Genomic DNA, 11449 nt, shown 5'->3' on the forward strand with positions numbered 1-11449 from the left:
AATTCTGAATAGATTACATCGATTGCACAGCATTTTTTCCTCACATAACCTGACATGCCCCCCTGATGAAAATAGAAATGGATTACCACGCGAAGATATCTGGCATTGTTGAATTTCCTGTTTGTCACGTACGCGGCGGGACGTCTACCGGACTAATAATCTCAAAAAATTCGATTCCAGAAGATGAGTTATTGGTAGAGGAGTTACTGCGGCACCTTATGGGAGTGCCCTTGGTAAATGAATGCCCGAGTAATAATCAGATAACAGGGCTTGGCAGAGGCACTCCTACCAGCAACAAAGTATTCATCGTCGACAAATTGCCCGGTGAATCAAAAATGATCAGTACGCTGGCGCAATTGGCGGCCAGCAAGAGCCATATCGACTGGAGTGTCAATTGCGGCAATATGTCGGCTGCTTTGCCACTTTATGCTCTGGATCAAGGGTGGCTGGAGCCAGCGGATCCGACCAGTCAGATCGAGATTTACAACACCAACACAAAAACGACGATGCATGCACGCCTGGAATTTCAGGACGATCACCTTCAGAGCAATACCCGCATACCTGGCGTCAACGGAGTGTTTCCAGGAGTGGATCTGTTCCTACGTAATCCTGTGGGATCAAAAACAGGGATGCTGTTTCCAACGGGCCACCGGACCGAAACGATCAATGGCATCGCAGCGACTTGTATCGACGTTGCGGTACCGATGATCATAGTGAAGGCCGAAGACCTTGGCAAAACGGGGCTCGAAACACCTGCGCAACTGGATGCCGACTCCCACTTCAAAACCTTGCTCATTGAGTTGATGATCGAGGGAGGGTTGCGTATGAAGTTACGCAACCGGAGTGGGACTTTGATGACGGGCGATGAACTGCGCCGCAGTGAGACAATTCCGAAAATTTGCATCGTCAGCGCTGCGCAAGGAAGTGGAGATATCAACACACGTTACTTCACTCCGCAAAACGCGCATCCTTCTTTGGCAGTCTCGGGGGGATGTTGTCTCGCAGCGGCATGCCTGGCGCAAGGTACAGTTGCGCATGAACTGGTAGAAGCAGCTCATGCACCCTGCGACACGACCTCTGAGTTCCGCGTTTCGATCGAGAACCCTGCTGGGGTACTCGACACATTGATAACAGCCAGGGTGGATGAGGCTGAAGTCATTATCGATGCGGCCGCTTATCGCCGGAGCGCTCAAATTCTTCTGAAGGGCGTGGTGCCCCTGTATAACGCCTCTTCGGCATTGATTAAAGCGTTGGTGTCTGTGGGCAATAGGGAAACGTGATGCGGACAGACCTTTGGGGTATCGCCCAAAGGTCAAACAGCCTGGGGACTCGGTCACCTACGGCGTTTTTCAAGGTAGTTGCCGTGTGAGCCGTCTAACAATGCCGCTTTTTTATCAACCTGTTGCTCTCGATCCGGGTTGAACAATGCGGAATGGATCGACTCCTATAGAACGTGACTTTTTCATTTTCGAGAATCGGTAGGCCGCCAATCGTTTCTGCCAGTCCTCGACACGCGGCCGGGATAATGGTGCCAGAATAATCGGTTATACGTGTCGAAAAGCTGCCGAGCATGGCGTTTAATTGTCCATCACCCAAGTCGCTGGCTTTCATTTCGTCTTTGCCCAATTCTATGATAGCTGCACAGAGCAGGGGGACAATCAATTATCAAGCAACCGATACCCCACCCCTGCCTCGGTCAGGATAAACCTCGGCCGAGTTGGATCATCTGCCAGTTTCTGGCGCAGATGGCCTATCACAATCCGCAGGTAATGGCTGTCTTTGGTATGGGTCGGCCCCCAGATATCCTTAAGCAATTGCTGCTGGGTAATGACCCGCCCCGGGTGCCGCGCCAATTGCGCCAATACCGCGTACTCCTTGCGGGTCAGAGCGACTTCGGCACCATCGAGCAGCACCCGGCGATACGCCAAATCCACGGTCAGCGGGCCAAAGGTCAGGGCTGCTTGTCGGGTTTCACCGGACGGTGCCTGACGCAATAAGGATCGAACCCGCGCCAGAAACTCCTGAATACCGAACGGTTTGGTCACGTAATCATTTGCACCACTATCCAGTGCTTCGACTTTCTGTCCTTCGCTGGCGCGTACCGACAGCACCAAAACCGGCACCGTCGACCATTCACGGAGTTCGCGCAGCACTTGTTGGCCATCCATGTCGGGCAGGCTGGGGTCAAGCACCAGCAAGTCCGGTTTGTTCAGAGCAGCCTGGGCCAAGCTTTCGGTGCCGGTGCCGGCTTCAAGCACTTTATAGCCTTGGGAGGCTAAGCTAATACGCAAAAATTTGCGGATCTGCGGTTCATCGCCGATGACCAAAATAGTCGCGGTCTGGCTCATGGTTTAAATCAGAAAAAAGTGGTGCGAGAATAAACTAAGCAGCTTCAGGTTTCACCCTCTGCCTCGGTTGCTCCAGCAACGGCAAGGGAATGGTGATATAGGTGCCATGTCCGCCTTTGCGATCAGCGACGCTGATCCGCTAGCCAACCACTTGGGCGACATTAGGCGACACCAGTTAATAAACGACGCACATAACCAGAGTCATCAGAACAAGCAGACTCAAGGTAGGACGGATCATCGGGGACATTTCGAAACCATTGATTCAGTTAGAACGCTACAACTCGCTGAATTGATTCTTTGAATCCTACCGAACTAAATTGCAGAATTTCCTCCAGTGCGTCGGAAATTAATCTTTAGTTCCACTGAGCGATATTTTCCAGCGGCAGTTTAATCACAACCTTCGAGGAAGCCAGCCACCGTTCAACGGTCACTTTCTTGGATGCTGATGGAAATCCTGTAACGCACGCCCAAATGGTGCCGTCGCTGACAACGTTAACTCAGTGGGCTGGTGCATATCGGGCCGATGTGCTTGCTAAACCTCAGGCACATTTACACCGCGAGTTACGCGTTCGAGCAAGTCCGCCAACAGCAGCTTAGAGAGCGTTTTATTGACGGAACAACGGGAGCCGACTCATTTTGCGGTTCGTGCAGACACATCAAAAACCAGCGCTCAAGCGCCCACTAACCTGTGAAGCTTTTACATGATCACTCCATGCAGACCATTCGTATTGCCACATACCCAATATCTTTACTGTCGGGTTGGAGCAAATAGGTCTGCTTTAGATCTTTTGGCCAAGCAACTACTTGATCATGTTCAACGGAAGCTAGAGGGCAACAGCGGATCCTGTTCGCCGATGAAGCTGATGCAGCGCTTTCGAAAAAATACAGAATGGAAAACGTCTCCGATGGACCTAATGAAACGCCAAGTCATCCGTACGATGTGCGTCCGCCCCCAAGCCGAAGAAACCGCTTAGATTTACGCTAAAAAAAGATAGCCGTACTGGACAAGGTCGTGATCAGGTTGTGCAGAGAATGTACCGAGATCGAGGTACTGGGCTCCAATAAGACCAGTACCATTGTTTTTCAGAACAGATGAATTGTCGATGGCAGGTCGTTCAGGATTCTCTCCACATGCGAGATAAACGCTCGGGCTTTGGCGCTTGCCATCCTTCCCGTCGGCGTCACGGCCCATAATTCCCTAGGTGGAAGTTTCCAGTCGTTCAGCACTGTCTTGACCTCTCCTCTGGCCAGTTCCGGCATGAACATCCATTCAGCTGTCATGGCCAAGCCCTGATGGGTGAGGACACCTGCGCGGATGCCCTCCGAAGAACTGACGCGCAGGCGCCCGTGAGGGACGACTGGCTGTTGCCGGCTGCCTTGGGTAAAGATCCAATGCGCGCTTTCTCCCAAGCTATAGATCACCGTCTGGTGGTGCAGCGTTTGAAACGATGATCGAGAGAATCGCGCTCTGCGGACTGCCCGAACGCATGGCATTCAGCGTAAGCAATTGCAGGATACGGCAAACATGGCTGGCAGAATCGCGAAGTACTTGACGTCGCTGGCTATGAAAAACGTTGTTAGCGCGCTGCGTGCCACCTGCAATATTACCAATCTGCACACGTTCAGTAGCTTACCACCAGGGAATATGTGAGTTCTGGAACCACTGCTCGCAGAAACCGGCTGTTTGTCGAGGCGGTACGCTGGATTGCTCGCACAGGTGCGCTCTTGCGGGATTTTCCCAAACACTTTTGGTGATTGGCGCCGCGTTTATGTGTCCGGGAATCATGAACACGCAGGCAAAAGAGGCCGACACGGAACATCTGATGGTGGACGGCAGTCACGTTCGCGTTAATTAGCGTGGAGCTGCAAAAAATATCGACCCAGCCCAACAGACGTCGGTCCCATTGTCATACACCACGTTTATCTATACGCCGCCGCAAGGTAAATACATGGACTCCCCAAGCCGCTGCCCCCCCCAAAAGGCCGCCTGTAATAATATTAATGGCACGTAATGCTGCCAGCGGATCTGAATGCGTAATGAGCGCGACACCCAGTGCAGCACACGCGCACCGTATGGACATCGCAACGACATAGCGTCGAAAACCTACCAGCGTTAACAAGCCAATTACCGTTATCAATGGGACTGTGATCGCACTTGAGGGTATGACAAAGCTCAGGCATATTCCTAAGGGCGCACCGATTATGGCGCCGAGGATCCGATTGTAAAGTTTCTTGTTTCCCGAATTGACATTGCCTGTAACTACGCTGGCAGCAGACCAAATTACCCACTGGCCATAAGGCAGTTGCAACCACTCAACAACGGCAGCTGCTATTGCGACCGCGATAGCAACGGTCAGCATCGCCTCACCGCCCGAGACAGGGTGACCAAATTCTTTCCTTGAGAATATTTTGCCAAAGTGCGCGATGACACTGCCATCTACCGGCTTGACACCAATATGTTCAATAACAGCCAGAAGTATTACTGGTAACACTGCTGCAATTATGAACGGTAAAAAATGGACAGCGTATGCCATTAAACCGGAGTTTGGCGCGCGATCGCTCACTTCAAAGGTAAGGTAGAGCGCTGGAATGAACGTAAAGTTTCCCAGTGAGCGGAGTTTCGCTCCCTTTGCTGTTAACAGGATTGACAGGGATGCTAATGCCGCCGTACACATCACAAATACAACCGGCACCGCAAGAGAAGCCACTAGAATAACAAAGCCCGCAGCGATTGCCGCACCATGAAGTAGAACCCCGATGGGGGCCAGTCCTGACCGTTCACGCCCAATGTAGGCGGAGATAGTCGCAACCGTCGCTAGTAGCCAGCGACTATCTTCTGAGATCAAGGCCAACACGGGAGTGAGAACTAAAATCGCCCGAACCAGATCGTTTACATCGACTTCGCCCTCTCTCCCGAATATGAGCATTGCTCAGGCCGCCAAATCTTCAATCTTGATGATTTTTGCAATTGCACCCAGTACTTTCATTGACTCTTCGTGCTCGGCCTGATTACCTGCAGCGCAAGCATCCTCGATCACCACAACCTCATAGTCGCGGTCATGCGCGTCGCGGACGGTGCTCTGCACAGCCCAAACGCTGCTCACTCCAGCGATAATCAAGCGTTCAATTTTATTGGCGCGAAGTATTGCCTCCAAACCAGTGCCATAAAACGCATTGACTCGAGGCTTTACGATAACCGCGTCAGCAAGATTTGCGTGCAAGTCAGGATGGAATTCGAGTCCGCTCCCCCCGAATTTGAGCGCGCCAATCTCGTGGGCTCGGCCAAAGAAAGGCGAGTGTTTTGGCTGGTCAATATAGCCTTCGGCAAAACCTACTTTTACCAGAACGGAGAGCCAACCCTCAGCCTGAGCTTTGCTTAGTAACTGGTTTGCCTTCGCAATAATGCCGCGCTCGGCCGCGTGTGCCGCGGAGTTTGCCAATTTCCCAGCTGGACAAATGATATCCGCGATATAATCCAACCCGATAAACGCCGTTTTCATCTTTAAACCCTTCCCGTGTTAATTCAATTCTTCAGATCCACCCGCGAATAAATGCATATTCGATCAAGGAGCTCGCCGGCCTCCAATAGAAGCACGCTCTCCTTACCGGTAAGAATATGTTCCATAGCTTCAGCCAACCAAAGCTCGCGCTGCATACGGCTTGCGTTAAGCATCTGATAGCCCTGCGCAGTCACGGCCACGCGGACTTTGCGACGATCCACCAGGTCCGGGGTCCGAACGATCAGATCATCTGCTTCAAGTTCTCGTAATGCCGTCGCCATATTCGAAGAGCGCCAGCGAAGATCCGCTGCCAGCTCCGACGGTGTCGCCTTCCCGCTATAGCGATCGGCAGCACCCAACAACAGCAATCTCGCCCAGGATCGTTGGTCGTCTTTCGACTCTTGGCGCAAGCGCCGAGTGACCCCCATTAATTGCTCGCGTAAGCGAGATATCTGTTCGTGCTTAATTTTCGTCATGTCCTATATTTTCATAGCTATGCAACAATAGCAATATCTGATTTCCATGATTAAATCCAGCCCAACTCTTTCGCCAACGTTCGCCACGAAACGTCAACAGACACTAGGAACTGTCAACGTTTAGCGCTTGGCGCACACGAAAAACCACGAGCGATCAGGGCCCTAACGTACAAATGGCCGGACGATGGTTAGGCACACGGGCAAACTTGGCTCGCTGAGCGCGTCCCTGACCTTCAAAAATTTTCTTGTCTTTTTTGCGGCCATTCGCCATTATTGCAAGAAACTACTTTCATATTTAAATCTTTGGGTCCAACGATAGTGACGATGGAGCCAAATCAACATGTAGTCATCGACAAAGTAGCGAGCTGATGCCTCTGCTTGAGACAGCCGAGCAACCGCACGGACGTGATGCCAACGTCGACGACATTCTGACCTGAGTCTTTCCCTTCGTCCTTCCTTGAGAAGTTTTCATGAAACTGAAAATGGCTTTCGGCTTTGCTGTTCTTCTGGGGGCACTCCCCCCTTTCACTTACGCTGAGAACGTAACACCCTACCCTGATATAGCCGATATTTCCCACGCCGAGCCGGAGACGGCCATGCTTTTCAAATCATTTTTTTCGGTCAAGAGCAAGAAGAATATCGATGAAACCATGTCTTATTTTTCTCCACACTTACTCACCTATACCGATGCCACTTTTGGCTGGAACCAAGACAGTCCAGACGCAATAAGAAAGGTCTTACCCAAATCAGGGAAGGGTCTCTCCTACCCGACACGAATTCTAGGCGGCTCAATCAACGGAACGGGTAGCGCTATTGTCGAGTTTACCGATACGCCGGAGTTGTTTGGCGGGGATCTGAGAATCGTCGGCGCCGTAGATTTTAATGATGGCAAGATCATTCGTTGGACTGACTATTGGGACAGCAGTAGTTACGACGACGAACGCTATCATCAACTTCGCAAGCCAAAAGATAAATTTCCGACTGACTTCAAAGAATCCGGGATACAGCAGAACTCCAGCAAACGAATAAATATAGTAGCGCGCAAGTTACAAGACGCTCTAAATAATGGTGACGCACGGGCAGCCGCCGCACTCTTCACTTATGATGCAATTTTCGAAGACTTGGCTGTACGAACACAAATCCGGGGACAGACGGCAATTGAGCGGTATTTAAACCGCGTTCGATCCGTTGCGCCTTATTTGACGGGATCTAAATTGCGCCATGTGGTGGGTAGCGATCTCGGTGGTGGCTTTGAATGGTATGGCTCTGCGTTAACCCCGGTTTCAACGGGGATTATGGAACTCACGCTAGATCAGGATGGCAAGATCAGCAGGGCCGCGTCCATGTATGACGGAAGGCTACTTGGAAAATCGAAAGCCAATGATCTCAGATCATTAGCTGCAGAACCTTGAGCAACGTCACGTTTTAGGGTCTGTTGACATTCCACATCGGTAGCCAGAGGCCCCACATGCCATGGCTACCACGCTTGCAAGAAGTCCAGCAGGCTGGAATTTCTTTCCCATTGCGCAACGGCCACGCCGGGGGCAGGGTTGACGTCTATCCTGGAGTTTTTTTCGTAAATGCTGAGCCCCCCATATAGGCACAGTTGGTTCATCTGCAAAGTGGCGGGCCGCACCGCATATCGATTATTCATTCCGCAGCCACTGTGCAGATACGGTATACGCAGCGGCGACCTCCCCGCAGTAGATGCTCTTCCCGCGTAACCTGCCCCCATCCCTGCATCAGCATTTGAAATTGCGCTAATTCCGACGTGCAGAATCCTTGGCACTTTGTTGCCGCAGCGCAAATCGGACAATGGTCCTCGATCAATAAAAAATCATCACCATCGCGCTCAACCCGGGCCATATACCCTTCCGCGTCACGGGCGTCTGCCAGTCGCATGACGCGTTCGGCCAAGGAGTTTGCCGAAGCCAATTGCGCCTGATACTCGGCTAGCTGCTGCGTGCCACGGTGCTCGATGATCTGGTTAATGCCCCCCTGACCAAACAGGTGCTCAACAGAATGAATGATCTGCACTGTGAGCTGGGCGTGCGTATCCGGAAATCGGGCATGACCTGCTGTAGTCAATCGCCACAACTGCTTGGGTCGGCCAACACCGGAACGTGAGACCACGCTATCAACCATGCCTTGTTCGACCAATCTAGCCATCTGTTGCCGTACCGCTTCGGAAGTCAAGCCGAGTACCTTTGACATGCCCGCGGTGCTGCATGCGCCGTGGGTTTTAAGGTACCTCAACAAATGTTCGGATGAGCGCGACGCCGTGTTTTCAGAACATTTTCTAGCATAAGTCATCAGCTACTCGATAAAATTGCAAGCGTTATCCTATTTCATTAAGACATCTCACTCGGCAGGGTTCAAGTCTGTTGACCCCAAAAAACAAAAGGGATGATGTATGGAAAGCTCCGGGATCATTGCGAGTTATGCTGCTTGCCATCGGCATCGTTGGGGGAAGCTTAATTATAAATTTTACAAGCGCACGCTAGTGGCCTGAGCGGTTAATCCATTTATTTATATCTTGCTCAGGAATGTACTAAGCGCCCAATATCAAGGCTTGGTTATGCGCATGGCCCGACCGACTTCCCCCTTCGCTTTAACGCCTTCTGATCGCGTTGTCCTGACAGGTTGGTTACGTATGAGTACGCTGGAACAGAGCCTCGCCCTGCGTGCACGTATCCTGCTTCTACTGGCGGATAGATTGACGCCCAAGGTCATCAGCGAGCAGTTGCAGGTCACGCCGCCAACAGTGTTCAAGTGGCGAAAACGCTATCTGGAGGCGGGCATCGAGGGCTTGAGCGACCTACCACGTAGTGGTCAGCCGCTCAAACTCGGGGCCGAAAAAGTCAACGAGATCCTCGCACTGACTACCCGGCGAGTACCCAAGGAGGCGACTCACTGGAGTGTTCGCCTGATGGCCAAGTATGCGCGGGTCACTACTTGGCAGGTGCGTCAGGTCTGGGCTGCTTCCGACCTCAAACCCCATCGTCTGAAGACCTTTAAAATCAGCAACGATCCACATTTCGCCGACAAGGTGGTCGACGTGGTCGGGCTTTATCTGAATCCACCAGACAACGCCCTGGTGCTTTCTGTGGACGAGAAAACTCAGATTCAGGCCTTGGATCGCACCCAGCCAATGTTGCCTCTGCCCCCGGACAGATCGAGCGTCGGACGCATGATTACAAGCGCCATGGAACAGCGAGTTTGTACGCGGCATTCGACATCATGACCGGCCAAGTCATCGGGCGGATCACGCAACGCCATCGCGCCAACGAATTCCTAGCCTTTCTGCACCATATTGATCGCAGCACACCTGCTGCACTGGATCTGCATGTCATTCTGGATAACAGTTCAACCCACAAAACGGCCGCAATCAAACAGTGGCTGGAAAAACGTTCACGTTTCAAATTGCACTTCACACCGACCAGTGCGTCATGGTTGAACGCCGTGGAAGGCTGGTTTGCACAACTGGAAAGGCGAGCGTTGTACCGGGGTGCCTTCACCAGCGTTGCCGACCTGAAGACAGCTATCCGCCAATTCATTGAGGCCCACAATGAGTTCTCAGCCAAACCGTTCAAGTGGAACAAAACGGCTGAAGCCATTATCAGTTCGGTACACAAGGCAAAGCTGAGTGTGATAAAAAATAAATTAATGAATTAACCGCTCAGGCCACTAGCCACCGTTCGCAGCGCCCACAGCTTAGCGCATCGGCTGTTTAAGTGGAGCAAGTGTTCGTGGGATCCGCTTTCTGTAATAGTGCCGCGTTCCATGACCAGGATTCGATCCGCGGGCTGGAGGGTGTTGAGTCGATGGGCGATGCTGATGACGTGCGACCCTGGATGATCTCCAGTAAGCCTGTCTTGTCCAGATAGATCGGCCTAAGCCAGTCGCAAGCCGTATCGAAGATGCGATGGCGAAACAAGCTGAACACGATGTGTGACCACGGCCACACTTGGGGATCAGCGAGAGGATAATCATGTCATTACCGTTCCACCCGCTGCCTGATAGGCAGCAAGCAAATGTTCAATTGGGTTTTCGTGCTGTCCATAACCAGAGCCCGGAAGACTGGCCCAGACATTCGAACACTTCGAAACAGCGAGTTCGAACCTGCCCGAATCGATGAGGAGGAGTGCGCCATGTTCGCGAAGTTGCTGTAGCGCATACCGATCCTGCGACACTGGCGAAAAGTCGGGCAGGCGCATCTTCGCCTGATAGATTTTCCACCATCGGTAGATGATCTGGTAACGTCCCGCAGCGGTCGAGCACATGGCTCTATTGAGCACGTTCGGATGATGCGTGTACCCCTCAAAAAGTAGCGGCTTCGCGGGCATGCTTCCGACGAGGACGTTGTAGCCGTCATCGCTTTTCGCGAGCAATGGCGCACCTAACTCACTGACGGCAATCATATCGAGGAATGCAGCGCGGTTCTGGCCCCCTGATGCTGCCGCATCAAGGCGTGTCATTGTCGTCCTCCTTCGGTGGATTACGCTTGACCGTCGTGTAACGACCGATGATTAAGAGCAGGAATACAGCCAGTGAAACGTAGCGTTCCGTGCCTTGCGGCAGCGCCGCTTTCAGGTCGGGTGGCATGGTATTCCAGGCATTGATCAACGAGGGGCCGAACGCGGTGATGGCCGCACACGCGGCGCTGATGATGACCGTGCCACGCTTGTGCAGCGTGCGCCAGTTGTCGACAAGTGTGAGCTTCATGGTCTGCTCCTAGACATCTCCGATGTCTTGTGACCGAGGCATAAAACTATCGGCAAAAGAGCCGACATACACGCAGGTCTACCGGCCTGCCGCGGAGAATCCGCGTTCCTGTTGCAGATAAAGCGAATTCAGAAACAGCATCGCCGCGAAACAGCCAAAGACGATGACCGCGATCAAGGTTGCTCCGCTGAAGGGGACGCTTAGAAAGAAACGCACATCCAGCAAGGGTTCGGCGAGTCGTCGCTCGTAAGTCACGAGGCCTGTAACCGAAGCCGCCGAGAGCATGAAAAGAAAAGTTGACGATGCGCTCGACTTTTGACGAGGCTGCGTGTTTTCCCATCTGGTGACTTTGATCCAGCGGTCCGAGGCAAACGACAAGTCCGCATGCTCGTCGCCCTAC

The 11449-nt window shown here is 52.4% G+C and carries 11 protein-coding genes and 2 pseudogenes; 3 read left to right on the top strand and 10 right to left on the bottom strand.

The features are described from left to right. The first annotated feature begins 65 nt into the window (after positions 1–65). Positions 66–1280, top strand: coding sequence for a PrpF domain-containing protein (locus tag ACYZT2_RS18970; protein ID WP_461966378.1), 1215 nt, complete (start codon positions 66–68; stop codon positions 1278–1280). A 378-nt stretch (positions 1281–1658) separates the two neighbouring features. On the opposite strand, the gene ACYZT2_RS18975 is transcribed toward ACYZT2_RS18970, so the two are convergent. The 6 genes and pseudogenes from ACYZT2_RS18975 to ACYZT2_RS19000 all read right to left on the bottom strand — a co-directional run bounded on the left by ACYZT2_RS18975 (position 1659) and on the right by ACYZT2_RS19000 (position 6324). Continuing rightward, positions 1659–2348, bottom strand: a complete 690-nt coding sequence (locus ACYZT2_RS18975; protein ID WP_461966380.1) for a response regulator — start codon at positions 2346–2348, stop codon at positions 1659–1661. 1083 nt (positions 2349–3431) lie between these two features. Further along, positions 3432–3842, bottom strand: a complete 411-nt coding sequence (locus tag ACYZT2_RS18980; protein WP_461966382.1) for a LysR substrate-binding domain-containing protein — start codon at positions 3840–3842, stop codon at positions 3432–3434. Further along, positions 3784–3980: pseudogene (locus ACYZT2_RS18985) on the bottom strand (hypothetical protein); the annotation flags it as partial. The pseudogene ACYZT2_RS18985 and the gene ACYZT2_RS18980, both read right to left, overlap by 59 nt. A gap of 275 nt (positions 3981–4255) precedes the next feature. After that, positions 4256–5275 (bottom strand): FUSC family protein, encoded by a 1020-nt coding sequence (locus tag ACYZT2_RS18990; RefSeq protein WP_461966384.1) that lies wholly within the window; start codon positions 5273–5275, stop codon positions 4256–4258. Between the two features lie 3 nt (positions 5276–5278). Further along, the gene (locus tag ACYZT2_RS18995; RefSeq protein WP_461966386.1) at positions 5279–5848 is read right to left on the bottom strand and encodes a cysteine hydrolase family protein; all 570 of its coding nucleotides are present in this window, start codon (positions 5846–5848) and stop codon (positions 5279–5281) included. A 23-nt stretch (positions 5849–5871) separates the two neighbouring features. Next, a complete protein-coding gene (locus tag ACYZT2_RS19000; protein ID WP_461966388.1) occupies positions 5872–6324 on the bottom strand; it encodes a MarR family winged helix-turn-helix transcriptional regulator in 453 nt (150 codons plus the stop codon). Between the two features lie 470 nt (positions 6325–6794). Between ACYZT2_RS19000 and ACYZT2_RS19005 the strand changes: the two genes are divergently transcribed. Then, positions 6795–7736, top strand: a complete 942-nt coding sequence (locus ACYZT2_RS19005) for a nuclear transport factor 2 family protein (RefSeq protein ID WP_461966390.1) — start codon at positions 6795–6797, stop codon at positions 7734–7736. A gap of 238 nt (positions 7737–7974) precedes the next feature. Here ACYZT2_RS19005 and ACYZT2_RS19010 read toward each other — a convergent pair whose 3' ends face one another. Next, complete coding sequence (locus tag ACYZT2_RS19010; RefSeq protein WP_461966392.1) at positions 7975–8637, bottom strand: helix-turn-helix transcriptional regulator; 663 nt, start codon at positions 8635–8637, stop codon at positions 7975–7977. A gap of 271 nt (positions 8638–8908) precedes the next feature. Between ACYZT2_RS19010 and ACYZT2_RS19015 the strand changes: the two are divergent. Further along, a pseudogene (locus ACYZT2_RS19015) lies at positions 8909–9999 on the top strand (IS630 family transposase). Positions 10000–10313: 314 nt separating this feature from the next. Here ACYZT2_RS19015 and ACYZT2_RS19020 read toward each other — a convergent pair. The 3 genes from ACYZT2_RS19020 to ACYZT2_RS19030 all read right to left on the bottom strand — a co-directional run bounded on the left by ACYZT2_RS19020 (position 10314) and on the right by ACYZT2_RS19030 (position 11427). After that, positions 10314–10802, bottom strand: a complete 489-nt coding sequence (locus ACYZT2_RS19020; RefSeq protein WP_461966394.1) for a glycoside hydrolase family 24 protein — start codon at positions 10800–10802, stop codon at positions 10314–10316. Further along, positions 10789–11049 carry a DUF7940 domain-containing protein gene (locus tag ACYZT2_RS19025; protein WP_461966396.1) on the bottom strand — a complete coding sequence of 87 codons (261 nt, stop codon included), beginning with the start codon at positions 11047–11049 and terminating at the stop codon, positions 10789–10791. Before ACYZT2_RS19025 ends, ACYZT2_RS19020 begins: the two co-directional genes overlap by 14 nt. A gap of 78 nt (positions 11050–11127) precedes the next feature. After that, positions 11128–11427, bottom strand: coding sequence for a hypothetical protein (locus ACYZT2_RS19030; RefSeq protein WP_461966398.1), 300 nt, complete (start codon positions 11425–11427; stop codon positions 11128–11130). Positions 11428–11449: the final 22 nt, after the last annotated feature.

The organism is Pseudomonas sp. MDT1-85 (genome assembly GCF_054898065.1).

Coding starts and splice junctions, on each gene's coding strand:
- ACYZT2_RS18970 (WP_461966378.1), top strand. CDS start 66: ATGAAAATAGAAATGGATTACCACGCGAAGATATCTGGCATTGTTGAA.
- ACYZT2_RS18975 (WP_461966380.1), bottom strand. CDS start 2,348: ATGAGCCAGACCGCGACTATTTTGGTCATCGGCGATGAACCGCAGATC.
- ACYZT2_RS18980 (WP_461966382.1), bottom strand. CDS start 3,842: ATGCCATGCGTTCGGGCAGTCCGCAGAGCGCGATTCTCTCGATCATCG.
- ACYZT2_RS18990 (WP_461966384.1), bottom strand. CDS start 5,275: ATGCTCATATTCGGGAGAGAGGGCGAAGTCGATGTAAACGATCTGGTT.
- ACYZT2_RS18995 (WP_461966386.1), bottom strand. CDS start 5,848: ATGAAAACGGCGTTTATCGGGTTGGATTATATCGCGGATATCATTTGT.
- ACYZT2_RS19000 (WP_461966388.1), bottom strand. CDS start 6,324: ATGACGAAAATTAAGCACGAACAGATATCTCGCTTACGCGAGCAATTA.
- ACYZT2_RS19005 (WP_461966390.1), top strand. CDS start 6,795: ATGAAACTGAAAATGGCTTTCGGCTTTGCTGTTCTTCTGGGGGCACTC.
- ACYZT2_RS19010 (WP_461966392.1), bottom strand. CDS start 8,637: ATGACTTATGCTAGAAAATGTTCTGAAAACACGGCGTCGCGCTCATCC.
- ACYZT2_RS19020 (WP_461966394.1), bottom strand. CDS start 10,802: ATGACACGCCTTGATGCGGCAGCATCAGGGGGCCAGAACCGCGCTGCA.
- ACYZT2_RS19025 (WP_461966396.1), bottom strand. CDS start 11,049: ATGAAGCTCACACTTGTCGACAACTGGCGCACGCTGCACAAGCGTGGC.